Origin of the sequence: Streptomyces sp. NPDC020807 (genome assembly GCF_040641575.1) — a bacterium.
GTDB lineage: Bacteria > Actinomycetota > Actinomycetes > Streptomycetales > Streptomycetaceae > Streptomyces.
The window spans coordinates 171,107-195,817 of sequence record NZ_JBFADU010000008.1; the positions used below are offsets into that span (position 1 = coordinate 171,107).

Sequence of the window (24,711 nt, forward strand, 5' to 3'; positions counted from 1 at the left end):
GACGCGGTACGACGAGGTTCGAGGACCGGGAAGCGGGGCGGCGGCATGCCGGTGGAGGTCACCTGGTGGGGTCACGCGACCTGCACGGTCGAGGACTCCGGGGTCCGCTTCCTCACCGACCCGCTGTTCGCGCGGCGGCTCGCGCACCTGCGGCGCCGGCGCGGCGCCCTGCCGCCCGCCGAGGCCACCCGCGCCGAGGCCGTCCTCGTCTCGCACCTGCACGCCGACCACCTGCACGTGCCCTCGCTGGCCCGGCTCGCGCCGGGGACCGAGGTCCTCGTGCCGCGCGGCGCCCCCGCCGCCGTCCCGGGGCTGCGCCGGCTCGCGACGACCGGGTTGCGGCTCACCGAGGTGGAGCCGGGCGACGAGGTCACGGTGGAGGGCGTGACGGTACGGGCCGTGCCGGCACTCCACGACGGCCGCCGCCTGCCGGTCGGGCGGCACCGCTCCCCCGCGCTCGGGTACGTCGTCGAGGGCGAGGCGCGGACGTACTTCGCCGGGGACACCGGCCTCTTCGACAGCATGGCCGAGGAGGTGGGCCCGGTGGACGTGGCACTGCTCCCGGTCGGCGGCTGGGGCCCGTACCTCGGCCACGGCCATCTGGACGCGGGCCGGGCCGCGCGGGCGCTCGCCGCGCTCTCGCCCGCCGCCGCGGTGCCGGTGCACTACGGCACGTACTGGCCGATCGGCATGGACGGGGTCAGGCCGCACGAATTCCACGCGCCCGGCGACGAGTTCGTCCGGCACGCGGCGGCGCTCGCCCCGAAGGTCGCGGTGCATCTGCTCGGCCACGGCGAGCGGGTGCGGCCGGAGGTCGCCAAGTGAGCGGAGGATTCACCGCTTTCGCCGCCGCGGCGCGCGACCTCCCGCCGGAGTCGACGCAACAGGCCGTCGGCTACCCGTCGTTGTTCCTGCTCGTGGCACTCGGCGCGCTCGTTCCGGTGGTGCCGACGGGCGCGATCGTCAGCACGGCGGCCGTGGTCGCCTTCCACCAGTCCTCGCCGTTCTCGCTGCTCTGGGTCTTCCTCGTGTCGGCCTCCGCCGCACTCCTCGGCGACTCCGCGCTGTACTGGCTCGGGCAGCGCGGGGTCCGCTCGCAGAGCGGCTCGCGGTGGCTGGGCGCGCTGAAGGGCCGGGTGACGCCCGAGCGGCTCGCGCACGCTCAGGAGCGGCTCGACAGCCACCACATGCAGGTGCTGGTGCTCTCCCGGCTCGTCCCGGGCGGCCGGATCCCGGTGATGCTGGCGTGCCTGCTCGCGGAGATGCCGCTGCGGCGCTTCGTCCGGGGCGACACCGTGGCGTGCCTGGCGTGGGCGGCGACGTACCAGCTGATCGGGATCCTGGGCGGCTCGCTCTTCCCCGAGCCCTGGCAGGGGGTCGTGGCGGCGGTCGGCCTCACGGCGCTGGTGAGCGCGGTCCCCGCGCTGTGGCGGCGGCTGCGGGGCACGTCCGACGTGGTGGCGGCCGGTGCGGCGAAGGTGTCCCGCCCGTCAGGGCGCGAGCACCCGTGAGCCGCCGACCGGCAGGTCCCACAGGTCCTCGCGCGGCAGCCCTGCCTTCTCCCAGGCGGCCCTGACCCGGGTGAGGGGTTCGAGGACGGGCTCCGAGGAGAGGACGAAGGTGGCCCAGTGCATGGGGGCCATGCGGCGCGCGCCGAGGTCCTGGTGGGCGCGGACCGCCTCCTCCGGGTCGGTGTGGACGTCGCTGAGCCACCAGCGCGGGTCGTAGGCGCCGATCGGCAGCAGCGACAGGTCGATGCCGGGGAAGCGGCGGCCGATCTCGCCGAACCAGTGGCCGTAGCCGGTGTCCCCGGCGAAGTGGACGCGACGGCCGGCCGGATCGGTGAGCACCCAGCCTCCCCACAGGGAGCGGCAGGTGTCCCAGAGGGTCCGCTTGGACCAGTGGTGCGCGGGGACGAAGTCGAAGCGCACGCCGCCGAGTTCGGCCGCCTCCCACCAGTCGAGCTCGGTGACGCGGGTGAACCCGCGCCGGACGAACCAGCGCCCGAGCCCGGCGGGAACGAACACCGGCGTGTGCCGCGGAAGTCGCTTGAGCGTGGGGGCGTCGAGGTGGTCGAAGTGGTTGTGGCTGATGACGACGGCGTCGACGGGCGGAAGGTCCTGCCAGCGGACGCCCACCGGGGTGAGGCGGGCGGGGGTGCCGAAGATGCGGCGGGACCAGACGGGGTCGGTGAGGACGGTGAGCCCGCCGATCCGCAGGATCCAACTGGCGTGTCCGGCCCAGGTGACGGCGAGCGTGTCGGTTCCCGCGGCCGGCATCGGGCCCGGCTCGAAGGGGAGCAGGGGGATGTCGCGGAGCCCTTCGGGGCGGGGGCGTACGGCGCCCTCGCGGGCGAGGCGGGCCATGGCGCGGACGCCGGGGAGCGGCGCGGTGAGCCGGTCGGCGAAGGTCCGGGGCCAGTCGGCGCGGAGGCGGCCGAGCGGCTGGAGGGTGGAGAAGGGAGCCACGGGCGTGACGGCGGTGGCGGGAGCGCCGGGGGTGACGGAAGCGCCGGGGGCGATCGGCGAGGTGACGGCCGTCGCGGGGGGTGCCGTGCGTTCGGTCATCTGCGGGCTCCGTTCTGCGCGGCTCGCGCGGGACCGCCGGGTCGTGACCGGCGGGACTCGTGACGTCGGCGGGTGGTCGGGGTGCGCCTCGGCCCTCGTGCGGCCGGGGTGCGTGTCGGTCGCCGTACGGCCGGGGTGCGCTCCGGCCGTCGCGCGGCCGGGCTCACCGGAGCTCCTCCAGCGCTTCGCCGAACTCCTTCAGCGCCCGCGCCACATGCGGGAGTTCCTCGGGGTCCGGGACCGTCAGGGTCTCGGTCCGCTCCTCCTCGGTGGCGCCGAGGAACATCCCTGTACCCCACCGGACGCGCAGGGCGCCGAGTTCGTCGCCGAAGCGGTGGCCGCCGGGGGCGGGGGCGCCGAGGCGGTGGGTGAGGTGCTGCTCCAGCTCCAGGGAGTCGGTGACGCCCCGGGCGGCGAGGCCCTCACGCAACGGCCCCAGGTCCACGTAGAGATGGCGTCCGGCGCGCGGGGGCCGGGAGAGGGCCCCGGCGGCGAGGACGGCCCGGTGCGCGGCGGCGGCGATCCGGCCGTGGAGGGCGGCGGCCCGGCGGGCGCGCACGATGACGTCCTCGGGTTCGTCGAGGGCGTGCGCGGCGGCGGGGGCGACGGGCCCGGTGACGACGGCGCCGAGGGCGGTGAGCACGTCGAGCGTCCGGGCCCTGCGGTCGGTCCAGCGGTCGGCGCGGGACGGGCCGGTGGGCGGGAAGCGGGCGACGGCGCAGGGCCAGGCGGCGGGGGCGAGCGCGCCGGACAGGTCGGTGAGGACGGTGACGTCGTCCGGGCACATCTCGGCGGGGCTCAGGAGCACGGTGTCCTGCGGGTGGTGGAGGGTGTCGCGCCAGGTCTCGTCGCTGACGACGTGCAGCCCCTCGGCCACGGCCGCCTCGCAGGCCTCGCGGACGAGTTCGGGCGGGGCGACGGTGGCGGTCGGGTCGTCGGCGACGGAGAGGAGGAGGACGCGGGGGTCGCCGCCCTCGGCGCGGACCCGCCGCACGGTCTCCAGGAGGGCGTACGGGTCGGGGACGCCGCCGCATTCGGCGGGGGTCGGCACGTGGTACGCGGGGCGGCCGAGGAGGCGGACCTGCGGGGCCCACCAGGCGGGGCAGGGCCGGGGCAGGAGCACGTCACCGCCGTGGGCGGCGATCAGGGCGAGGAGGAGGGTGGGCGCGCCGGGGGCGGCGACCACGTCCTCGGCGTGGGTCCGCAGACCCCTGCGCCACCAGTAGCCGGAGGCCGCCTCGCGCAGGACGGGGCCACCGCCGGGCGGTTCGGCGGCGGCGCGGCCGGCGGCCGCGGCGAGGAGGGCGGCGAGTCCGGGGAGAACGGGCAGGCCGATGTCGGGCGCGGGCGGCCCGTACCGCACCGGTCCACGGCCGTCCGGGGCCGTCTGCCGCATCTCCCGTACCTCCCGTACCTGCTGGGCGCACGGGGGCGCCGGGCAGGCACCCCCGTGCCCTTTATACGAAGGTTCGGGTGGTTTCGCCGCTTCAGGCGACGGTGATCGGGTGACGTACGACGGCGTTGAAGAGATAGCCCTGCACGTTGTGGACGGCCCGCTCCGGCTGGGTGTTCCCGGCGGCGTCGGTGGTCCGCGAGAGGAGGGTGGCGGGGCCGGTGCGGTGCGGGAGCCACGGCACGGTCCAGCGGACCCAGCCGCCCCGCCGGGGCGTGTCGAGGAGCCGGGCGGGCCTCCAGTGGGCGCCTCCGTCGACGGATACCTCGACCGTGCGGACGGGGGCGTGGGCGGACCAGGCGCGGCCGGTGAGCCGGTGGAGCCGTCCCGCCGCGAGGGTGGCCCCGAAGGGGAGCTCGTACGCCGACTTGACCGTCTGGAGCGTGAGCGGCGCGCTGCCGCCGGGCGGGTGCGCCGGGCCGAAGAGGCGGTACCAGTCCGTGGTCCAGGGTGAGGTCAGCGGGCGGGTGGACACCTCGATGTCGCCGAGCCACTTGACGGAGGCGATGCCCACCCAGTTGGGCACCACGAGCCGGACCGGGTGGCCGTGGTCGTACGGAAGGGGCTCGCCGTTCATCTCGTACGCGAGGAGCACGTCGTCGAAGGCCTTGGCGACCGGCAGCGGGCGGCGGACCCGGCCGAAGTCGACGCCGCCGGAGACGTACGGGTCGTCCAGGCCGCGCGGCAGGAGGTCGACGGCGTCGGCGGCGATCCCGGCGCGCAGCAGCACGTCCGAGAGGCGCACCCCGCGCCAGCGGGCCGCGCCGACGGCGCCGAGCGTCCAGGCGGTTCCGGTGGCGGGCTCGCCCTGCTGGGTGGCGTAGAGGCTGCGGCCGTTTCCGGCGCACTCGATCAGGGCCGTACGGGTGACGGACGGCAGGTCGCGGAGCTGTCCGTACGTGAAGTGGACCGGGGCGCGGCCGTGGAGGCCGTCGCCCCAGAGCGTCAGGCGCCAGTCGGCGGCGTCGAGGACGGGGGTGGAGGTGTGGTTGCGGACGAAGAAGCGCTCGTTGGAGGTCCGGGGGCCGGTGCCCGCGAAGGCGTCGAAGCGGGCCTCGGCGTTCGTGCCGCGGACGGTGAACCACTCCGGCGGGAGGGGCTTGAGGATGCCCGGGGCGGCGGTCGCGGCGGAGGCCGCGGGGGCCGTGGCGATCCCGCCGAGCACGGAGAGCGCCGGGCCCGCGGCGAGCAGCTTCAGGAGGGCACGGCGGTCGGGAGCGGGCACGGGCGAGTACGGCACGGAACTCCTCGGAGGGTTCGGGGGGGGCGGCGGGCCGATCCTAGGGATACGGAGGGCCCGAGGAGAGGGCTCGGGCGGCCCGTTCACGGGGTTGTCACACGCGGGGCGGTCGGGACGGGGAGCGGCCGCGGTCCCGGCGGGCGGAACGAGGGGGCGGTCGCGGGGCCGGACCGGGCAGGAACGCGGGGGCGGCCGCGGGACCGGGCGGGCCGGAATGCGGAGGCGGTCGCGGGGACGGGCGGGCCAGAATGCGGCATGTCGATACGTGAAGCCCTTCCCGAAGACGCCGCCGAGCTCGCCGCCGTCCACGTCCAGTCCTGGCGCGCCGCCTACCGCGACCTGCTCCCCGACTCCTACCTCGCCGGTCTGGACCCGGACGAGCGGGCCGCCGTGTGGCGGGCGCGGCTCTCGGCACCCGACCGGCCCACCGTCCTGCTCGCGACGGAGCCCGGCGGGCGGGTCGTGGGCTTCTCCGCCTTCCGCGCCTGGCCGGGCGAGGACCTGGACCCCACGGCCACGGCCGAGCTGTCGGCGCTGTACGCCCTGCCGGAGGCGTGGGGCACGGGCGTGGGCCGCGAGCTGCTCGCCGCGTCCGCCGAAGCCCTCCGGGCGGCCGGGTTCCGGACGGCGGCGCTCTGGGTGTTCGCCGGGAACGCGCGGGCCCGGCGGTTCTACGAGGCGGCGGGGTGGCGGCCCGACGGCGCCTCGGCGTGGGACGTCACGGCCGGGAGGGAGCTCGAGGAACTCCGGTACGGGACAGAGCTGTTCGCCTGAGGCGATGTCCACATGGCAAGACGCGGGTCTCACTATTCGGCAGGAGTGCGTACGGTGGAGGGACGCACCCACACCGAGGGAGTCGTTCGATGACGCACGAGACCGCCACCTACACCCATGGCCACCACGAGTCCGTCCTGCGGTCGCACACCTGGCGGACCGCCGCCAACTCGGCGGCCTACCTGCTCCCCGAGCTGCGACCGGGGCTCGACGTCCTGGACGTGGGCTGCGGTCCCGGCACCATCACCGCCGACCTGGCCGCCCTGGTCGCGCCGGGCCGGGTGGTCGCGGTGGACGCCGCCGAGGACGTCCTGGAGAAGGCGCGTGCCGTGGCCGACGAACGCGGCCTGAAGAACGTCGAGTTCGCGGTCGCGGACGTCCACTCCCTGGACTTCCCCGACGACTCCTTCGACGTGGTCCACGCCCACCAGGTGCTCCAGCACGTCGGCGACCCGGTCCAGGCGCTGCGCGAGATGCGGCGCGTCTGCCGGCCCGGCGGGGTCGTCGCCGCGCGCGACAGCGACTACGGCGCCTTCGCCTGGTATCCCGAGCGGCCCGCCCTGGACGGGTGGCTGGACCTGTACCACCGGGTCGCGCGCGCCAACGGCGGCGAACCGGACGCCGGGCGGCGGCTGTTCGCCTGGGCCCGCCGGGCGGGCTTCACCGACGTCACGACGACGGCCGGCACCTGGTGCTACGCGACCCCCGAGGAACGGGCCTGGTGGAGCGGCCTGTGGGCGGACCGGACGACGGCCTCGTCGTACGCGGGCCTGGCCGTCTCCGGCGGCCACGCGACCGCCGACGAGCTGGCGGCGATCGGCGAGGCGTGGCGGGAGTGGGGCGAGCAGGAGGACGCGTGGTTCATGGTCCCGCACGGCGAGATCCTGTGCCGGGTGTCCTGACCGGGCCGCACCTGATCCGCATCGGGCGGCACCAGATCCGCATCGGCCCGGAGCGGGCCGCATCGGGCCGATCAGGGATGAGCGATCAGCGATCAGCGATCAGCGATCAGGAGAAGTCGTGGAACCCGTTGCAGTCCGGATCCTGGAGCGGGCAGCTCGGATGCGGGGTGCGGTCCGGTTCCGGGGCCGCCGGGTCGGGGTCGAAGTACCCCGGCCCCGGCGGAGGCAGGACGAACGCGTCGCACAGACAGGCACCGCAGGAACCCGAGAACCGGGACCCCGTGTGACGGAAGCGCGGATGTCCGCACCGGCACTCGGCCGTCGCCCAGGCCGCCATGCCCACACCTCCCCCTCGCGGGTCGCACCGCCCAGCGTACCGACCGTCAGTCGGCCGGGCGCATCCTGAACTCGTAGGAATACGGGAGCGGTTCGTCGCTGATGTCCGCCCACAGGTCTCCGATGACCTCGGCGCCCTCACGGAGGTCCGCGACCTCGAAGCCCGCGTCGAAGACGGCGCGGGCCTCGGCCGTCCGCCCCTCGGCGAGCAGCAGCCGCGCTTCGATCAGCCGGAAGGCGCCCCGCTCCCGGACCGCGTCCGACAGCCGCCCCCACACCTCGCGCGCCCGGCCGGGGCGTCCGGCGGCGAGCAGGGCGGTGAGCGCCTCGCGGCCGAGGGCGGCGGCGACCGCCTCGTCCTCGCCCGCCCGGTCCGCGTGGTCGGTGAAGGCCTCGGCGAACCGCTCGGCGGCCCGTGCGGGATGTCCGTCCTCGCGGTCGGCGACGGCCAGGCAGTACAGCAGGGGCCAGCGCACGGCCGCCTCGCGCAGGCCGCGCTCCCAGCTCCGTACCGCCTGCGCCCGGTCGTCGGCGTGCCACTGGGCGATGCCGAGGTGGTACTCGGTGGACGGGTCGGCGGGGGCGGTCTCCAGCATGTCCCGCCAGGGCGCGGAGACCAGGGGCGGTCCCGGCGGGGCGCCCTTCTCCGGTGCGGGCAGGACGCCGGTGTCCAACAGGGCGCGCCAGGGAGCCTGCTCGGGGCCGAGTGTCGACTCGTGGAAGGGCGTGCCGGGCAACTCGTACCGCCCGCGCAGGACTTCGAGGGCGCCCCAGCCCGACCCCTCGGCGAGGACGCCCCCGGGTTCGGCGTCGGCCGCGTGCGCGATCCAGGCCTCGTACGCCGCGTCGACCTCGGCGCGCGCCAACGCCCGCGCGAGGCCTTCCTCCACGGCCGTACGGGCTGCCGCCCAGTCCTCGCCGAGCACCGTCGCGGGATCGGCGGCCACCGGCCCGTACGCCTCCATCCAGCTGAACTCGCTCTCGCCCGGCAGTTCCAGGTGCTCCAGCTGGGTGCGGGCGAGGCCCGCCTGCATCTCGGCGTATCCGGGGGTGCCGGGTTCGGTGAGCCACTCCTGCCAGCGGCGGCCACCGGGACCGCGGCCCCAGACGAAGAGCTTGCGTCCGCGCAGGTGGTCGGTGGACGTCTGGACCAGGCCGGTGCCGTCGGCGTCGAGAGCGGCGATCCAGCGGCGCTGCCCGTCGGGCAGGTCGTGGAACCAGTCGGCGGCGTGCTCGGCGGCGTGCGGGTACGAGCGGTCGGCCCCGCCGTCCTCCGCGACGGGGAAGGGCGCCCGGTGCAGGCCGCGCTCGTAGCCGTGGTGCCAGGCGGCGTCCGCCGGCACGACGACGCGGCGGTCCTCGGGCACCGCGATGTTGGACCACCAGTAGACCGGCGCCGGCCGCTCGTGCGGGTTGCGGATCCGGACGCCGACGCGGAGGAAGTCGGAGCCCTCGGGAAGCCACAGGTCGACCTGGAAGGGCAGGTCGCGCAGGCGCTCCCACTCCCAGAGGCGGAGCATCGGACCGCCGCCGGGGGCGGTGACGACGGCCGCGTGGAGGGGCGAGCAGGAGAGGGTGGAGTGGCCGGTGGCCCCGGTGTTCCACTCGATGCCGCCGGAGAACCAGGCACCGTTGAGCGCGAAGGCGGCGGGCTGGAACACCGGGTTTCGGTAGAGGAGTTCGCGTCCGGTGGGCTTGTGGTGGAGGGAGTGGACCCGGCCGCCGAGGCCGGGCAGGACGGTCACGCGGAGCCGGTCGTTCTCGATGACGATCGCGTCGAGGCCGGTGGGGGTGCGCTCGCGCCCGTAACCGTCGCGCACGGGGGCGGGCAGGAGGCTGCGCAGGGGTGCGCGGCCGAGGTTGCGGGCCATGTCGCGCGGGAGCCCGGCGAGGGTCTCCGGGTCGATCGTGTGCGCACGGTCGTGGGTCCGCAGGGCGGGCAGGGGGTTGTCCGGTCCCAAGGGGGCCGCGGGCAGCGTCAGTACGGCACGTCGTACGGTCGTCATCCACCCATGGAACACGGCGGGGTCTGCCGTGACCAGGGGTTCTCCCGGCCGGAAAATCGCGGGCACCGTCGCCGGAGCCGTCCTAGGCTGGAGGGTCGGCTGCCGTCCGGGCGGCCTCCGGGAGCACCGCGGGAGTACGGGACATGAGCACGCAGCACACCTATCGGGTCATCGTGCGCGGCACCTTCGACGGACTGTCGGAGGAGAGCCGGTCGCGACTGCTCTCCGAGGTCGAGGAGCACGGGCTCGCGGCGATGCAGTTCACGGAGGAGGGCTCGCTCACCTACGACCGGACGCTCAAGCACTTCTCGTACCGGCTCGTGGTCGTCTCGGACGCGGCGGACGGCGACGAGATGGCGGGCGCGCTCGCGGAGGAGCGGGTGGAGAACGCCCTGCGGGCGCTCGGCCACGGGTACAAGGCGCTGCGCTCGACGGTGACCGACCTCGACACGATGAAGATCAACTACAAGCGCTGAGGCGGCGCGGCCGGACCGTCGGGGGCGGTGATCGCCCACCGTTCGTGGTCCCGCCAGGCCCCGTCGACGAAGAGCATGGCGGGCGAGAAGCCCTCCAGGCGGAAGCCGGCACGCCGGACGAGCGCGCGGGAGGCGGCGTTGCCGGGCTGGATGTTCGCCTCCAGGCGGTGCAGTTCCAGGGGCCCGAAGGCGTACGCCATGACGAGCCCGAGAGCCTCGCCGAGGAGTCCGCGCCCGGCGGCGTGCGCGAAGGCACCGTAGCCGAGGGCCCCGCTGCGGAAGGCGCCGCGGACGATGTTGTTGATGTTGACGAACCCGGCGATGCGCCCGCCGTCGCCGTGCCCCGCGACCCCCGGCCCCTCGTGCTCGCAGACGAGGAACCCGGCGCGCGCCGGGTCACCGGTCAGCGCGCCCGCGTACACGGCGTACGCCTCGGGCGTGCACGGCGGGAAGAGCCACGGCCGGTGGAGCTCGCGGCTCTCCCGGGCGCGTGCCGTGAACTCCTCGGCGTCGTCCGGGGAGAAGGGCCGCAGGCCCACGCGGGGCCCGGTGGCGAGGAAGCGTCCTTGGTCGTCGGGCATGGGGCCAGGGTAGGGGGCCCGGGCCCGGAAAGGCCCGGGGGTCGCGCGAGAGGACGGCGGCGGTCAGGACGCGGCGGCGCCCTCACCTTCGGCGGCTGCCCGTGACTCTTGAGGAGGTGGCGCACGCAGCGCGGCGCCCGGGTGACGACCAGCGCCTGACCACGCACCACCGGGTCGTGCTCCGGCCCGGCCCCCGATGCGAGCCGTCCGGGTCAGCGCCGGGCGGTGAGGACGCGGGGCGGGCAGCTCTCGCCCTTGCGTACGACGCCGATCACGGCGGTCGTGCGGCGCCCCACGCCCGTACCGGCGGCCGGGTACTGCGTGCACACCCGCCAGTTCGACGGCCAGAGCACGCGCCGGTCCCGGCCGCTCGCGTCGTGGACGTCGAGGCGGGTGCGGCGCGGCAGCCGGGTGAAGACCCGCCACAGCGGCACGTCGAGCAGGTCCGGCATCGGGCGGGCGGGTATCGGCATGCCCGGCACGGCGGGATCGTCGGCCGAGCCGACGGCGACGGCGGCGAGCGCGAGGACCGCGCCCGCGCCGACGAAGGCGGCCCGCCTCACTTGCGCCTCCGGGCCGCCGCGTAGAACCCGAGACCGGCACCGAGGAGGGCGGTCGCGAGCAGCGCCACGTAGAGCGGCAGGGACACCTCGGGGATCAGGATCCGGATCTTGACCTCGCGGGTGTTCTCGAAGATGAAGACCAGGGTGAGGACGGCGACCACGATCATGGCGATCCGCCCCGGGGTGAACGCCCCGCTGAACCGCGAGGTGCCGCCTCCCGACGCCCCGGACGTCTGCTTGGGACTCATGGACCCACCCTCTCCTCGGTCGTGCCGGCTTGGGACCAGAATGGGGCGCGTGACGCCCCGCCGTGATGGTGAGCAGAGCCGTACGGGTGACTTGTCAGACAACAAGGGCGGTTACCGTGGGGTCCTGACACCGTCCGGCAGCGGGCGGAGAGCCGGGCAGCGAGAGGCGAGGAGACGGCCGTGACGGTCAGCGGGCAGCGGCGACGGCCGGTCGTGGCGCTCTACGAGCGGATCGCGGACGCCGTCCACGACGGCACCTACCCGCCCGGTTCGACCCTCCCCTCCGAGCCGAAGCTCGCCGCCGAACTGGGCGTGAGCCGGCCCGCGCTGCGCGAGGCCCTGCTGCTGCTCCAGGAGGACGGCCTGCTCTCCGTGCGGCGCGGGGTCGGCCGGACCGTCAACGACCGACCGCCGCGCCGCGGCTTCGAGCACGTCCAGCCGCTGGAGGAGCTGATCGGCGCGGGCGGCCCGCTCCGCGTCCGGGCGCTGCTCCGGACGGTCGAGGAGCCCACCGACTTCACGACCCAGCACCTGCTGGCTCCGGCCCGTGCCGAGCTGCGGTTCTGGGAGACCGTGCTGGCCGGGGAGGGCACGGCGGCGGCCCTCAGCCACGAGTGGGCGGCGGCGGACGACGTGCTGAACCGGGCGCACCCGGAGTTCGCGCGCGCCCTGCGGAGCGCGGCGGAGTCCACGGCCCCGGCTGGGCCCGCGCCCGCCGTGTCGATGCTCTCGGTCCTGGTCGGGGCCTCCCGCGAGACCGCGCTCAGCGCGCACAGCGGCATCACGGCGACCCTGCTCGGGCGGCGGCGCGGCGAGCAGCTCGGCCGCCCGGCGGACACCCCCGCGGTCCTGGTCACCCAGGTCGTACGGGTCGGGGACGTCCCGGTCCTGGCGGCGAAGCACATGCTCCCGACGGGCGCCCCCGCCCTGCCGGTCCTCCAGTCCCACTGACCGCCGGCCCTCCGTCCGCCCCGCCGCCCGACGACACCCCCCTTCGCGTCGCCCCACCGAGCACCCGTCCCCCAGCGGCCCCGCCGTCCGACGGCCCCCGGTCGTCCGGCCCCACCGACCACCGGTCACCGGCAGTCCGTCCCCGCCGGCCGCCGGTCGCCGGCCGTCCGACCCCGCCGGCCCCGGCCCCCGCGGCCCGCCCGCCACCGCCTTGTCATGGCCGTCACAGCGCGCGGTCTCGGCGTGGCGTACACTTCCCCGCCATGCACTTGTCTGACAACCTTGCCGCGCCTGCCGCCCCCACCGTCTCCGAGTGGATCCGCCGCGCCCCGAAGGCCGTCCTCCACGACCACCTCGACGGCGGCCTGCGCGCCGCGACCATCGTCGAACTGGCGCGCGAGGTCGGCTACACCGCGCTCCCGACCGAGGACCCGGCCGCGCTCGCGGTCTGGTTCCGGGACGCCGCCGACTCCGGCTCCCTGGAGCGGTACCTGGAGACCTTCGCCCACACCTGCGCGGTGATGCAGACCCGCGAGGCGCTCACGCGCATCGCGGCCGAGTGCGCCGAGGACCTCGCCGCGGACGGCGTCGTCTACGCCGAGATCCGCTACGCCCCCGAGCAGCACCTCGAAGGCGGCCTGACCCTCGACGAGGTCGTCGAGGCGGTGAACGAGGGCTTCCGCGAGGGCGAGCGCCGCACCGGCGACCGGATCACCGTCCGCACGCTCCTCACCGGCATGCGCCACACCGACCGCTCCCTGGAGATCGCGCGGCTCACCGTCGCCCACCGGGACAACGGCGTGGCCGGCTTCGACATCGCCGGCGGCGAGATCGGCAACCCGCCGGCCCGCCACCTCCCCGCCTTCCAGCACCTCAAGCGGGAGAACTGCCACTTCACGATCCACGCGGGCGAGGCCGTCGGCGCGGAGTCGATCCACGAGGCCGTGCAGGTCTGCGGCTCCGAGCGCATCGGCCACGGCGTGCGGATCACCGACGACATCGCCGAGGACGGCACGCTGGGCCACCTCGCCTCGTACGTCCGCGACAACCGCATCGCCCTGGAGGTCTGCCCGACCTCCAACCTCCAGACGGGCGCCGCGAAGGACTACGCCTCGCACCCGATCGACGAGCTGCGCCGCCTCGGCTTCCGCGTCACGCTCAACACCGACAACCGCCTGGTCTCGGGCACCACCATGAGCGAGGAGTTCCAGCACATGGTGGACGCCTTCGGCTACGGCCCCGAGGTGTTCGAGGAGTTCACCGTCGCCGCCCTGGAGGCCGCGTTCCTGCCGCTGCCCGAGCGGCAGCATCTGATCGACGAGGTCGTCCGGCCGGGCTACGCCGCTCTCTGAGCGCCCGCGCCCGCGGAACGCCGCCGGCCCCGGTTCACGCCAGGGCCGGTACGTCGAGGGTGAGGGTGCCCGTCTCCGCGTCGAGGAGGCCGGGCACCCCCAGCGGCACGGTCAGCGCCGTCCGGCAGTGGCCGAAGCCCAGCTCCTCGACGACGGGGATGCCGAGGCCGCCGAGCCGGTCGGCGAGGACCGCCCGCACCTCCTCGTACGGGCCGCACTCCTCCCACGAGCCCAGGCCGATGCCCGTGACCCCGTCGAGCAGGCCCGATCTCAGCAGCTGGGTGAGGACGCGGTCGAGCCGGTACGGCTCCTCCCCCACGTCCTCGACGAGCAGCAGCCCGCCGCGCGCCGAGGTTCTGGCGCCCGGCGTGGCGAGGTCGGCGGCGAGCAGGCTGACGCAGCCGCCGAAGGTGACGCCCCGGGCCCGCCCGGGGGCCAGCGCCCGGGCCGTCTCCAGGCCCAGGGTCCGGACCGACTCCGGCTCGAAGAGCGTCGCGCGCAGCGACTCCTGGGTGCGGGCGTCCTCCAGGAAGGTGCCGGCCGCGACCATCGGCCCGTGCAGCGTGGCCAGGCCCGCGCGGAGGGCGAAGGCCTCGTGGAGGGCGGTGATGTCGCTGTATCCGACGAGGACCTTGGGTCCGGCCGCCCGGATCGCCGGCCAGTCGAGGAGGTCGACCATCCGCTGGGCCCCGTAGCCGCCGCGCGCGCAGAGGACGGCGGAGACCGCCGGATCGCACCAGGCCTCCGTCAGGTCCCGGGCCCTCGCCTCGTCGGTGCCCGCCAGGTGCCCGAGGGTGGGGTGGGTGGCGAGGACGTGCGGGGCGACGACCGGCTCCAGGCCCCAGCCGCGCAGGATGGCGAGCCCGGCCGCGAGCCGCTCCCCGGGTACGGGCCCGCTCGGCGCGACGACGGCGACCCGCGCGCCGGGCCGCAGCCGGGGCGCCCGCGTCAGGGGTTCCAGAGGCCGGGGCGCCCGCGTCGGGGGTTCCAGGGGCCGAGTCACGTGCGCAGCTCCAGTCCGGGCACGTCCGTCCGGTCGAGACCGAAGGTCCTCACGTACAGGGCGAGTTCGGCCTCCAGGGCCCGGACCATCGTGTCTGCCATCCGGAAGCCGTGCCCTTCCCCGGCGAAGCCCAGGTAGGCGTGCGGGACGCCCCGCCCCGCCATCCGGGCGAGGAAGCGCTCCGCCTGCGCGGGCGGGCAGATCACGTCGTCGAGCCCTTGGAGCAGCACGAACGGGGTGGTGATCCGGTCGACGTGCTCGATCGGGGAACGCTCCCGGTAGCGCTCGGGCACCTCGTCGAGGGGGCCGATCAGGCCGTGGAGGTACTGGGACTCGAAGTCGTGGGTCTCGTCGGTGGCCCAGCCGAGGAGGTCCAGGATGGGGTAGATGATCGTGCCGCAGGCGTACACGTCGGTGGAGACGAGCGACGCGGCGGTCGTCCAGCCGCCCGCGCTGCCGCCGCGCACCGCGAGCCGCGCGGGGTCGGCGGTGCCCTCGGCGGCGAGCGCGGCCGCGACGGCGGCGCAGTCCTCGACGTCGACGACGCCCCAGCGCTCGCGCAGCCTGTCGCGGTACTCCCGGCCGTAGCCGGTCGAGCCGCCGTAGTTGACCTCGGCGACGCCGATCCCGCGCGAGGTGAAGTAGGTGATCTCCAGGTCGAGGACGAGCGGCGCGCGCCCGGTGGGGCCGCCGTGGGCCCAGATGACGTAGGGCGGGCGCTCGTCGTCGGGGCCGGTGAACGCCGGGTGGTGGGGCGGGTGGATCTGCGCGTGGATCTCGCGCCCGCCGGGGCCGGTGAAGACGCGCTCGTGGGGCTCGGGGTAGTACGCGGGGTCGACGGCGTCCGTGTGGGGGGCGCCGACCACGCGGGCGTGGCCCGTGCCGGTGTCGAGCTCGACGAGCTCGTACGAGCCGCGCGGCGACGCGGCGACGCCGACGACCCGGGTGTCCCGCACGGCCAGGGTGGAGGCCCACTCGGTCCAGGGCCCGGCCGCGTCGGCGACCGCGCCGGTCGCGGGGTCGAGGATGCCGAGGGCGGTGCTGCCCGTGCCGTGGACGACGGCGATCAGGCCGTCGTCCAGGGGAGCGAACCAGGTGAGCCCGATCTTCCAGAGCGGCCCGGCGAACTCCTCCTCGCGCGGGCAGAGCGCGGCCTGCTCCCCCGCGCTCCCCGACGCGTCCACCTCCGCCCGGTAGAGGTTCCACCAGCCCGTCCGGTCGCTCGCGAAGAGGAGCCGTCCCCGGGCGTCCCAGGCGACCTGCGGGATCGACTCCTCCGGTCCGCCGGCGACGGTCCGCTCACCCGCGAACGTGCCGTCGGGGCCGACCTCGGCGAGCCGCAGCTCGGTGCCGTCCCAGGGCATGCGGGGGTGGTCCCAGGCGATCCAGGCCGCCCGGTGCCCGTCGGGCGAGAGCCGGGGACCGGTCACGAACCGGTGCCGCCCGTCGGAGAGCTCCCGCACGGCGGAGCGGTCGTCGGCGGCCGAGCCGTCGAGGGGCACGGCGACGACCGCCCTCCGCACGTCGGTCGGCGCGGGGCCGGTGAACTCCTCCAGGACGCACCACACCTCGCCCCGGTCCGGGTGGATCACCGGGTCGACCCAGCGCAGCCCGCCGCCGACGTCGGAGACGGGGGTCAGCGGGCGGGGCGCCCCGCCGTCCGCCGAGGCCGCCCCGGACCCGGGCTCGTACGCGTACAGCCGCTGGTCGGGGAAGTGGCAGAAGACGACGAGCGGTCCGCCCTCGGCCCGCGCCGTCGCGGCCCAGGGCTGTCCGCCGTACTCGACGACCCTGCTGCGGACGTTCCACGGGGCGGGGAGGACGGTCTCCTCGGTGCCGTCGGCGCGCCGCCGGACGAGGGCGCGCCTGCCGCCCTCCTCCGGGCGTGGCGCCGTCCACCACAGCTCGTCGCCGACGGCCCCCACGTACTCGGGGCGGCCGTCGTGGGAGGCGGCGAGGGCCGCGTCGACGGGCGAGGGCCAGCTCCCGTACGGGGCGGTCCTCTTCATCATGGTCGCGGCCATCCCCGCGCCCCCTCCCTGTCCTACGCGGACTTCAGATAGTGGTCGAGCACGCGGACGCCGAAGTGCAGCGCGTCCACCGGGACGCGTTCGTCGACGCCGTGGAAGAGCGCCCCGTAGTCCAGTCCGGGCGGCAGCCGGAGCGGCGAGAAGCCGTAGCCGGTGATGCCGAGCCGGGAGAACTGCTTGGCGTCGGTGCCGCCGGACATGGTGAAGGGGACGACGTGCCCGTCCGGATCGAAGCGCTCGACGGCGGCCCGGAGCTTGGCGAAGGTGGGCGAGTCGACGGGGGCTTCGAGGGAGACCTCGCGGTGGTGGTACTCCCACTCCACGTCGGGCCCGGTGAGCAGGTCCATGGTCGCGGCGAACTCGGCGTCCCCGCCGGGCAGGGTCCGGCCGTCGATGTAGGCGACGGCCTCGCCCGGGATGACGTTGACCTTGTAGCCGGAGGACAGCATCGTCGGGTTCGCGCTGTTGCGGACGGTGGACTCGACGAGCGCGGCGGCGGGGCCGAGCTTGTCGAGGAGGAGCTCGACGTCGAGGTCGCGCGCGTGGGTGTCGACCTCGATGCCGTACAGCGCGGCGAGCTCGGTGAGGGCGGCGCGGACGGTGGTGGTGAGGCGGACGGGCCAGGTGTGCGAGCCGATCCGGGCGACGGCGGCGGCGAGCCGGGTCACGGCGTTGGCGTGGTTCACCTTGGAGCCGTGTCCGGCGCGGCCGCGGGCGGTCAGCTTGAGCCAGGCGGTGCCCCGCTCCCCCGCCGCGATCGGGTAGATCCGGGTGTCGGGCTGCGGGTGGAAGCTGAACGCCCCGGACTCGCTGATGCCCTCCGTGCACCCCTCGAAGAGGGCGGCGTGCCGGTCGGCGAGGAAGCCCGAGCCGTCCTCGGCGCTGGCCTCCTCGTCGGCGGTGAAGGCGAGGACGACGTCGCGGCGCGGCCGGACGCCCTGCCGGGCCCAGGAGCGGACGACGGCCAGGACCATCGCGTCCATGTTCTTCATGTCGACGGCGCCGCGCCCCCACACGAGCCCGTCGCGGACCTCCCCGGAGAAGGGGTGGACGCTCCACTCGGCGGGGTCGGCGGGGACCACGTCGAGGTGGCCGTGGACGAGGAGCGCGTCGGCCGAGGGGTCGGTGCCGGGGATCCGGGCCACCACGTTCGTCCGGCCCGGCGTCCGCTCCAGGAGCGTGGGCTCGATCCCGGCGGCGGCGAGCCGCTCGGCGACGTACTCGGCGGCCGGCCGCTCACGGCAGTCGCCGTCGCCCCGGTTGGTGGTGTCGATGCGGATGAGCTCGGAGGTGTACGTGACCACCTCGTCGAGCGCCGCCGGGTCGGGGGCCGTGGGGTCGGGACCCCGGATCTCGTCAGCCATACTGCTCCTCCACCGCGGCCGAGACGATGGTCGTGACCGCCTTGAACGTGCGAATTGCCTCGTACATCGTCCCCCCGAGGTACGACACGCGCCGCTCGCCGCTCCGCACGACGCCGGGAACCACCGTGGCGGCGGCGCCCAGGTGCTCCGCGTCGAACTCCACCTCGACGGTGAACGGGCCGCCCCTGACGGGCTCGTGCCGGACGGCGAGCGAGGTCGCGTCCCTGGCCGCCGCCCTGATGTCGGCGGCGGTGCGTGCCGGGGTCCGGCACACGGCCGCGTACCGCGAGACGTGGTCCTTGACTGCGACCTTGCGGGCCTCGGGCGCGTACCCGAGGGCGTCCTCGCAGGTCAGGTCGTCTCCGGTGACGAGGATGACCGGCACTCCGTACTCCGCGACGACGTGCGCGTTGAGCACGCCCTCGCTCGCCCGCTCGCCGTTCAGCCACACGCCGGTGATCGAGTTGGCGAGGTAGGTGTGCGCGAGGACGCCCTCCGCGCCGGCGCCCGTGTGATAGCCGACGAACGCGATCCCGTCGACGTCCCCGTGCTGCACGCCCTCGACCATCGACAGCGCCTTGTGCCGCCCGGTGAGCATCTCGGCCCGCTCGTCGAGCCGCTCCAGGAGCAGGTTCCGCATGGTCCAGTGCGCCTCGTTGATCAGCACCTCGTCGGCGCCGCCGTCGAAGAAGCCCTGCACGGCCGCGTTCACGTCGGACGTGAACAGGGCCCGGCACCGCTCCCACTGCGGCGTGCCGGGCAGCACGTCGGCGGGCCAGGTCACACCGGTCGCGCCCTCCATGTCGGCGCTGATGAGGATCTTCATGCCTGGCACCGTACGCGCCGCGCGGCACCCCTACCACCCCTGTGGATAACCGCCGTTGGCGTGGACCAATGGCGGTCACCGGGACGGCGGTACGGTCAGGCGCGCAGTTCCGGATACCGGCGGGGATCCTCTGCGGCGAGCCGGCGCAGGGCGTCCGCCGCGCGGCGCTCCGGCGGGGTGCCGTCGTCGGGCAGCCGCCACTGGAAGTAGCAGGTCTTGCCCTCGCCCTGCGCCGAACCTCCGCCCGAACCCGTGCCGGAGCCCGTGCCCGAATCCGCGCCCGGACCCGCACCCCGCTCCGGGCCCCCGGCGGCGAGCGGCGGCCCGCTGAAGGCGACCACGGTGGTCTCCGGTTCGCCGAAGTCCGTGCTGATCCAGCGCAGCCGCAGTCCCCGGCCGGTCAGGAGCTCCGGCCGGTCGCGGAGCCCCGCGGCGACGAGCCGGGCGGTGCGACGGGCCGGCCAGGTCCAGCCGTGGTCCCGCTCGGCGCGCGCGATCTCGGCGTCGTACGCGGCGGCGTCGAAGCGGTACGCGGGCAGCTCGCCCCGCGCGGCGGCCAGGAGCCGGGGTCTGCGCCAGTCGCTCCACACGACGTGCCCGCCCTCCCGGCGTACGGTCACGTAGAGCGCGCCGCAGCACCCCTCGGTGCAGTACGCCTCCGCGAGCCGTACCTCCCGCGGTTCGGGGCCGGCCCGCAGCGCACCGCTGTCGAGGAGCCGTTCGGGAGGGTCACCGGGGCCGGGGCCGAAGGCCTCCGGAACGAGCGGGCGCCCGTCGATCAGGAACCGCGTCTCGACGACGTCCGGCTCGCCGGGATCGGCGACGGCCACCTCGACGCGGAACCGGGGCGGGTCCATCGGTACGGCCCGCAGCTGCCGTACCGTGCGGCGGATCCACTCGGCTCGCCTCCGCGCGGCCTGCCCCGCTCCGTCGGCCGACGACGCCGACGCCTCCTCGTCCCCGTCCCCCTTCCCCGCGGCGAAGTCCAGGAGGGCGCGGTGGAGCTCCTCGCGCCGGCCCGGCGGCCAGGGCAGCAGGTGGGAGGCGCCGCTGTGCAGGTCGAGGGCGAGGGTGAGCAGCGGGGCGCGGTGGTCCACGTCGCCGGGCAGCCGGTGGGCGTGGGCGGCGATCGTCCCGTACAGCTCGACGGCGTCCCCGTACCGCAGGATCTCGGCGTGGTAGTCCCTGCTGCTGGTCATCCGGCCGAGGAGCCACACGGCCACGGCGAGGAGCCCGGGACGGTCCGGCTCCTCCCGGACGAGCCGGGCGAGCCCGACGGCCTCGGCGATCCGGCGCGAGAACTCGGGCCCCGCTCGCCGCTCGCCCGTGGGGAGCCCCACGAGCAGGTCGGTCACGGCCGCCCGGTCACCGGCGGCCAGGGCGTCGACGAGACCGCGCAGCTCCTCGTCCCGGTCCCGGTGGCTCAGCCAGACGAGGCCGGCGGCCTCCCGGTCCAGGGGCGCGAGGGCCGCGTCGACGGGGTGGAGCAGGCCGTCGAGCAGGCCGAGGGCCCGCAGGTACGGCACGTCCTCCGGTTCCCCGAGCCGGTTCAGGAGCCCGAGGCCGGCCGACACGCCCGGGACGGTCGTGCCGGTGCGCACGAGCCGCCGGGCGAGGAAGCGGGTCCGGGCGCGGGCGGCGGGTTCGTCGGACAGGTCGATCGCCGCGGCCGCGGCGTGAACGGCCTGCGCGCGGACGACTCCCGTCGCGCCGAGCGCGCGTTCCGCGGCGCGGGCCGCGCGCACGGGGTCGGCGGCCCCGAGGTACGGGAGCAGGGCGTCGGTGACGGCGGTGCGGGCGTCCGCGTAGGAGAGGCCCTTCCGCCGGGCCGGGGGCCGTGCCGTGTCGGGCAGCGGGTGCCCGCCGGGGGGCGGGGGCGCGTGGGGAGCGCGGGCGCGCAGGCTCTCGGCGTACGCGTACAGGGCGGGGCCCTCGGTCGGGACGGGTGCGGGCGTCGGGCGCCCGGGTGTGGCGCTCAACGCGCGGGGTGGAGCTCGATTCCGTGAGTCATGGGGGCATCCTTCCGGTAGGGGCGGTCGGCGCGCCACTGGTTTGAATGGCTCGAATCGCGGCTCGAAATGGGCGAAATATCGCCAACCTGTGCGTATAGGCTGTCGGCCGCAGTTGTCGTACGACCTTCCGGAGAGCCCTCGGTGACCATCGCCATCACCCCGTCCGAAACCTCCGCCGAGACGTCCGCCTCGGCGACCGCGGAAGCGGCCGAGACCGCCCTTCCGGCGATCTCCGAGCCGGAGTTCTGGGTGCCGTCGCCGCCGGAGCCGACGGACCCGACGGAATCCGCGGAGCAGGCCGAGCCGACCGGTCCGACCGAGCAGACCGAGTACGCGGACACCGACGACGAGGGCTCCGCCGAGCACGACCCCGTCGTCGTCCGCGACGCGCGGGACTTCGGGATCTACGCCAGGACCGGCGGCTGGGCCTTCGCGCTGAAGGTCGCGCGGAGCGTGCGGCCCGGTGGGCAGCCGGCCGAGGGGACGGCCGCCGCGAAGGTGTCGGCGAAGGCGTTCGCCGCGCTCGCCGGGTGCTCGCCCGACCGGGTCATGCGCTACTACAAGGCCTGGGACATGGCGGCCGACGACGGTCTCGTCCCGCAGTTCGAGGTCCTGGTCCCGGGCGAGGACGTCGAGCTGCCCGACGCCGACGTCTGGCTGTCGTACTACACCTCCCGCAACAGCGCCTCCTCCGTGCGCGGCCAGGCGATCAGCGCGGCGGCGGAGGCCGAGGGCATCCGCCCGACGAAGGCCCTGGAGGTCGCCGAGAACCCGACGGCGCTGCGGGCCGCGATCCTCGCCGACCCCGGCACGGCCGAGGCCGCGCGCGGCGCGCTGCTCGACCGCATGAAGGAGGACCCGGCCCTCCAGACCGAGATGGCGCGGGCCATCGCCCGTACCGACGACCTGAAGAAGGCCGTGGCCAACGAGGCGAAGGCGGCCGACCGCATCGGCTACGTGCGGCAGATCGTCGAGAACGGCCAGATCAAGACCCCGGCCGGGCAGACGGTCGAGGCCCCGGCCGAGCTGCGCGCCGAGGCCGAGCGCCACCTGTCGCTCATCGACGAGCTCGACGACTCCGAGGAGGCCGGCGAGTGGGCCGGCGAGGCGTACGACGCCGTGAAGGGGCTCGTCGCGAAGGCCGTCGAGGAGGACCCGGAGCTGCGGGTCCAGGAGCGGCGGACCAAGTTCTACAACAGCCTGCAGAAGGCGACCAAGGTCTTCGAGGAGCTCACCCTCGACGAGGTCATGGAGGAGGACATCTACGAGGCGGACATGCTCCAGCGCCTCGAAGCCCTCCAGGAGGCGATCGGCACCTGCATCAGCGCGCTGCGCAAGGCGACGACCACCTCCTGAGCCGGGAGGACGGGCAGGTCAGTCCTGGTGGCCGAGCTGGAGGTCGCGTTCCGTGCGGCCTCCGCCGGCCATCTGGAGGACCGTGGCCACCGGCGGGTACCCGGCCGCGATGACCGTGTACTCGCCCGAGGACAGGTCGACGAAGCGGAACGTCCCGTCGGCCCCCGTCGTCAGCGTGTCCATGACGTTCCCCGCCGCGTCGAGCAGGGTGACCCGGGCGTCCTCGACCGGGCGCCCGCCGCCGGCCCGTACCGTCCCGCGGAGCACCGCCCCGCCCGCCAGCTCGATGTCCTGGCGGGTCTCCCGCGAGGACTGCACGCTCACCGGCAGCGCGGCCGGCCGGAAGGCGGGGGCGCTGGCCGCGAGCGTGTACTCGCCGGCGACGAGCTCCGTGATCACGTACCCGCCCTCGCGCCCGCTGCGCGTCGAGGCGACGACCTCGCCGCGTACGTCGGTGAGGGTGACGGCCGCGTCCCGCACCGGCGTCCCGTCCGCGGTCACGACGCTGCCCGCGAGCCGTCCCGCGCCGCCGAGGACGACGTCGAGCTCCACCGGCCGGTCGCCGACGGTGACGGACACCGCCTGCGGCTGGTGTCCGCCGGCGGCGGCGATGAGGACGTACGCGCCCCGGTCGGGGACGCTCAGCGCGTACCGCCCGTCCTCGCCGCTCGCGCCGCGCCCGACCTGGCGTCCCTGGACGTCGATGAGCGTGAGCGCCGCCCGTGGCACGCGGCTCCCGTCGTGGTGCTGGACGGTGCCGCAGACCGCGACCCCGGAGTGCTGCTCGTACGGGGGTACGGGCGCGGGTGCGGCGTGCCGGGCGTGCGGGACGGGCTGGGAGGCGGCGGGGGAAGCGGCATGGGGAGCGGCGAAGCCCGTGGTGTCGGCGGCCTCGGTGAGCGGGCTGTGATGGGTCACCAGCGGTTTCTCCTTGAGGAAGAAGGCGAGGACGAGGACGAGCACGAGGACCGGCACGAGGTAGAGGAAGATGCGCGGCATCGCGTCCGCGTACGCCTGCACGTACGCCTCGCGCAGGGCGGGCGGCAGGGCGCGTACCGACTGCGGGGTGATCGACTCGGCCGGGGGCAGTGCCTGCTGTCCGCCCTGCGCGAGGACGACGGCGAGCCGGTCGCCGAGGGCGTCGTCGAACCGGGACGCGAAGAGGGTGCCGAAGACGGCCGCGCCGACGCTGCCGCCGATCTGGCGGAAGTAGTTGTGGGCGCTGGTGGCGGTGCCCAGGTCGGCGGGGCGCACGGAGTTCTGCACGGCGAGGACCAGGACCGGCATGACGAGTCCGATGCCGGTGCCGAGGACGGCCTGCCAGAGGCTGTGCTGAAGGCGCGGGGTGTCCGTGTCCATGCGGGAGAGCAGCCACATGCCGAGGACGGAGACGGCCCCGCCGAGTACGGGGTAGATCTTGTAGTGGCCGGTGCGGCTGATGAGCTGTCCCGAGACGACGGAGGCGACGACGATCCCGCCCATGAGCGGCAGCATCAGCAGCCCCGACTCGGTGGCGGTGGCGCCCTCGACCATCTGGAGGAAGCTCGGCAGGTAGCTGGCGGCGCCGAAGAGGGCGATGCCGACGACGGCGCCGACGAGTGCGGTGACCGTGAAGACCGAGTCGCGGAACAGCCGCAGGGGGATGAGCGGTTCGGGCGCGAGGCGCTCGACGACCAGGAAGAGGACGGTCGTCGCGACGGCGCCGCCGGCCAGGCCGAGGATGGTCCGCGACCCCCAGGCGTACTCCGTCCCGCCCCAACTGGTGAGCAGGACGAGGCAGGTGGAGGCGGCGGCGAGGAGCAGCGCGCCGAGGACGTCGAAACGCGCGCGTGCCACGGGCTTCGGCAGCTTGAGGACGGTGGCGACGACGGCGAGGGTGACGAGCCCGAAGGGCACGTTGAAGTAGAAGCACCAGCGCCAGGAGACGTGGTCGGTGAAGAAGCCGCCGAGCAGCGGCCCGGCGACGGAGGCGAGGCCGAAGGCGGCCCCGATCAGGCCCATGTACCGGCCGCGCTCGCGGGCCGGGACGATGTCCGCGATGATCGCCTGGACGCCGATCATGAGCCCGCCGGCGCCCGCGCCCTGGATCGCGCGGAAGGCGATGAGCTCGTCCATGGAGCGTGACCAGCCGGCGAGTCCCGAGCCGATGACGAAGACGACGATCGCGAAGAGGAAGACGCCCTTGCGGCCGAGGAGGTCGCCGAGCTTCCCGTAGATCGGCAGGCCGATGGTGGAGGTCAGCAGGTAGGCGGTGATGGCCCAGGACATCCGGTCGAGGCCCTGGAGCTCTCCGACGATCTTCGGGAGCGCGGTGGCGACGATCATCTGCTCGAGCGCGGCGAGGAGCAGCGCGAGCATGAGGCCGCAGAAGACGAGCCGGACGCGGCGGGGGTCGAGGGCCACGGGTCCGGCGGGCGGGCCGTCCACGGGGAGCGGGGCGTCCGCCGGCGGCGGCCCGTCCGCGGTCAGCGGCCCCGCGTCCCCCTCGACGCGCTTCGCGATGGTGATCGCACCCATGCACCTGCTCCCCTCGTCACGGCGTCTGCGCCGCGCGCATTCTTCGCATGCGGCGCGAACCGGGAGCAAGTCGGGCGGTACGGGGGCTCAGTGGGGTCCCGTGCGCCGAACGCCCCTGCGATACGGCGCACTTGGGTCGCTCATCAGCGCGTTT

Annotated in this window: 21 protein-coding genes; 8 read left to right on the forward strand and 13 right to left on the reverse strand. The window is 75.4% G+C overall.

Annotation, left to right across the window (positions count from 1 at the left end; translation table 11 throughout):
• The first annotated feature begins 45 nt into the window (after window positions 1–45).
• The gene (locus AB0G79_RS15690; RefSeq protein ID WP_360806349.1) at window positions 46–825 is read left to right on the forward strand and encodes an MBL fold metallo-hydrolase; all 780 of its coding nucleotides are present in this window, start codon (window positions 46–48) and stop codon (window positions 823–825) included.
• Window positions 822–1,511 carry a VTT domain-containing protein gene (locus AB0G79_RS15695; RefSeq protein WP_360806352.1) on the forward strand — a complete coding sequence of 230 codons (690 nt, stop codon included), beginning with the start codon at window positions 822–824 and terminating at the stop codon, window positions 1,509–1,511. The genes AB0G79_RS15690 and AB0G79_RS15695 overlap by 4 nt, the downstream gene beginning before the upstream one ends.
• Here the strand turns inward: AB0G79_RS15695 and AB0G79_RS15700 are convergent.
• From AB0G79_RS15700 to AB0G79_RS15710, 3 genes are all read right to left on the reverse strand, one after another.
• A complete protein-coding gene (locus AB0G79_RS15700) occupies window positions 1,491–2,567 on the reverse strand; it encodes an MBL fold metallo-hydrolase (protein WP_360806355.1) in 1,077 nt (358 codons plus the stop codon). The genes AB0G79_RS15695 and AB0G79_RS15700 overlap by 21 nt on opposite strands.
• A gap of 163 nt (window positions 2,568–2,730) precedes the next feature.
• On the reverse strand, window positions 2,731–3,963 hold the full coding sequence (locus AB0G79_RS15705; protein ID WP_360806358.1) for an aminotransferase class I/II-fold pyridoxal phosphate-dependent enzyme: 1,233 nt from the start codon (window positions 3,961–3,963) through the stop codon (window positions 2,731–2,733).
• A 91-nt stretch (window positions 3,964–4,054) separates the two neighbouring features.
• The gene (locus AB0G79_RS15710) at window positions 4,055–5,260 is read right to left on the reverse strand and encodes a sulfite oxidase (protein WP_360806361.1); all 1,206 of its coding nucleotides are present in this window, start codon (window positions 5,258–5,260) and stop codon (window positions 4,055–4,057) included.
• A gap of 255 nt (window positions 5,261–5,515) precedes the next feature.
• Between AB0G79_RS15710 and AB0G79_RS15715 the strand changes: the two genes are divergently transcribed.
• Both AB0G79_RS15715 and AB0G79_RS15720 read left to right on the forward strand, forming a co-directional pair.
• A complete protein-coding gene (locus AB0G79_RS15715) occupies window positions 5,516–6,034 on the forward strand; it encodes a GNAT family N-acetyltransferase (protein ID WP_360806364.1) in 519 nt (172 codons plus the stop codon).
• Between the two features lie 89 nt (window positions 6,035–6,123).
• On the forward strand, window positions 6,124–6,936 hold the full coding sequence (locus AB0G79_RS15720) for a methyltransferase domain-containing protein (protein WP_360806367.1): 813 nt from the start codon (window positions 6,124–6,126) through the stop codon (window positions 6,934–6,936).
• 383 nt (window positions 6,937–7,319) lie between these two features.
• On the opposite strand, the gene AB0G79_RS15725 is transcribed toward AB0G79_RS15720, so the two are convergent.
• The gene (locus AB0G79_RS15725) at window positions 7,320–9,278 is read right to left on the reverse strand and encodes a DUF5107 domain-containing protein (protein WP_360806370.1); all 1,959 of its coding nucleotides are present in this window, start codon (window positions 9,276–9,278) and stop codon (window positions 7,320–7,322) included.
• Window positions 9,279–9,421: 143 nt separating this feature from the next.
• Here AB0G79_RS15725 and AB0G79_RS15730 point away from each other — a divergent pair, with 143 nt between their 5' ends.
• Window positions 9,422–9,754 carry a DUF6204 family protein gene (locus tag AB0G79_RS15730; protein WP_360806373.1) on the forward strand — a complete coding sequence of 111 codons (333 nt, stop codon included), beginning with the start codon at window positions 9,422–9,424 and terminating at the stop codon, window positions 9,752–9,754.
• On the opposite strand, the gene AB0G79_RS15735 is transcribed toward AB0G79_RS15730, so the two are convergent.
• The 3 genes from AB0G79_RS15735 to AB0G79_RS15745 form a co-directional block, all read right to left on the reverse strand.
• Window positions 9,742–10,335, reverse strand: a complete 594-nt coding sequence (locus AB0G79_RS15735; RefSeq protein ID WP_360806376.1) for a GNAT family protein — start codon at window positions 10,333–10,335, stop codon at window positions 9,742–9,744. The genes AB0G79_RS15730 and AB0G79_RS15735 overlap by 13 nt on opposite strands.
• 212 nt (window positions 10,336–10,547) lie before the next feature.
• On the reverse strand, window positions 10,548–10,898 hold the full coding sequence (locus tag AB0G79_RS15740; protein ID WP_360806379.1) for a hypothetical protein: 351 nt from the start codon (window positions 10,896–10,898) through the stop codon (window positions 10,548–10,550).
• Window positions 10,895–11,146, reverse strand: a complete 252-nt coding sequence (locus tag AB0G79_RS15745) for a DUF1049 domain-containing protein (protein ID WP_360806382.1) — start codon at window positions 11,144–11,146, stop codon at window positions 10,895–10,897. The genes AB0G79_RS15740 and AB0G79_RS15745 overlap by 4 nt, the downstream gene beginning before the upstream one ends.
• Before the next feature lie 180 nt (window positions 11,147–11,326).
• Between AB0G79_RS15745 and AB0G79_RS15750 the strand changes: the two genes are divergently transcribed.
• Both AB0G79_RS15750 and AB0G79_RS15755 read left to right on the forward strand, forming a co-directional pair.
• A complete protein-coding gene (locus tag AB0G79_RS15750; RefSeq protein WP_360806385.1) occupies window positions 11,327–12,097 on the forward strand; it encodes a GntR family transcriptional regulator in 771 nt (256 codons plus the stop codon).
• 263 nt (window positions 12,098–12,360) lie between these two features.
• On the forward strand, window positions 12,361–13,449 hold the full coding sequence (locus AB0G79_RS15755; protein WP_360806388.1) for an adenosine deaminase: 1,089 nt from the start codon (window positions 12,361–12,363) through the stop codon (window positions 13,447–13,449).
• Window positions 13,450–13,483: 34 nt separating this feature from the next.
• Here AB0G79_RS15755 and AB0G79_RS15760 read toward each other — a convergent pair whose 3' ends face one another.
• The 5 genes from AB0G79_RS15760 to AB0G79_RS15780 form a co-directional block, all read right to left on the reverse strand.
• The gene (locus AB0G79_RS15760) at window positions 13,484–14,452 is read right to left on the reverse strand and encodes an LD-carboxypeptidase (protein ID WP_360806391.1); all 969 of its coding nucleotides are present in this window, start codon (window positions 14,450–14,452) and stop codon (window positions 13,484–13,486) included.
• The gene (locus AB0G79_RS15765) at window positions 14,449–16,476 is read right to left on the reverse strand and encodes a prolyl oligopeptidase family serine peptidase (RefSeq protein WP_360806394.1); all 2,028 of its coding nucleotides are present in this window, start codon (window positions 16,474–16,476) and stop codon (window positions 14,449–14,451) included. Before AB0G79_RS15765 ends, AB0G79_RS15760 begins: the two co-directional genes overlap by 4 nt.
• A gap of 20 nt (window positions 16,477–16,496) precedes the next feature.
• Complete coding sequence (locus AB0G79_RS15770) at window positions 16,497–17,846, reverse strand: M20/M25/M40 family metallo-hydrolase (protein WP_360806397.1); 1,350 nt, start codon at window positions 17,844–17,846, stop codon at window positions 16,497–16,499.
• Complete coding sequence (locus AB0G79_RS15775) at window positions 17,839–18,672, reverse strand: M55 family metallopeptidase (protein WP_360806400.1); 834 nt, start codon at window positions 18,670–18,672, stop codon at window positions 17,839–17,841. The genes AB0G79_RS15770 and AB0G79_RS15775 overlap by 8 nt, the downstream gene beginning before the upstream one ends.
• Window positions 18,673–18,767: 95 nt before the next feature.
• On the reverse strand, window positions 18,768–20,651 hold the full coding sequence (locus tag AB0G79_RS15780) for a hypothetical protein (protein WP_360806403.1): 1,884 nt from the start codon (window positions 20,649–20,651) through the stop codon (window positions 18,768–18,770).
• A 174-nt stretch (window positions 20,652–20,825) separates the two neighbouring features.
• On the opposite strand from AB0G79_RS15780, the gene AB0G79_RS15785 reads away from it, so the two are divergent.
• Window positions 20,826–22,040, forward strand: a complete 1,215-nt coding sequence (locus AB0G79_RS15785) for a hypothetical protein (RefSeq protein WP_360806406.1) — start codon at window positions 20,826–20,828, stop codon at window positions 22,038–22,040.
• An 18-nt stretch (window positions 22,041–22,058) separates the two neighbouring features.
• On the opposite strand, the gene AB0G79_RS15790 is transcribed toward AB0G79_RS15785, so the two are convergent.
• Window positions 22,059–24,557 carry an MFS transporter gene (locus AB0G79_RS15790; RefSeq protein WP_360806409.1) on the reverse strand — a complete coding sequence of 833 codons (2,499 nt, stop codon included), beginning with the start codon at window positions 24,555–24,557 and terminating at the stop codon, window positions 22,059–22,061.
• Between the last annotated feature and the right edge of the window lie 154 nt (window positions 24,558–24,711).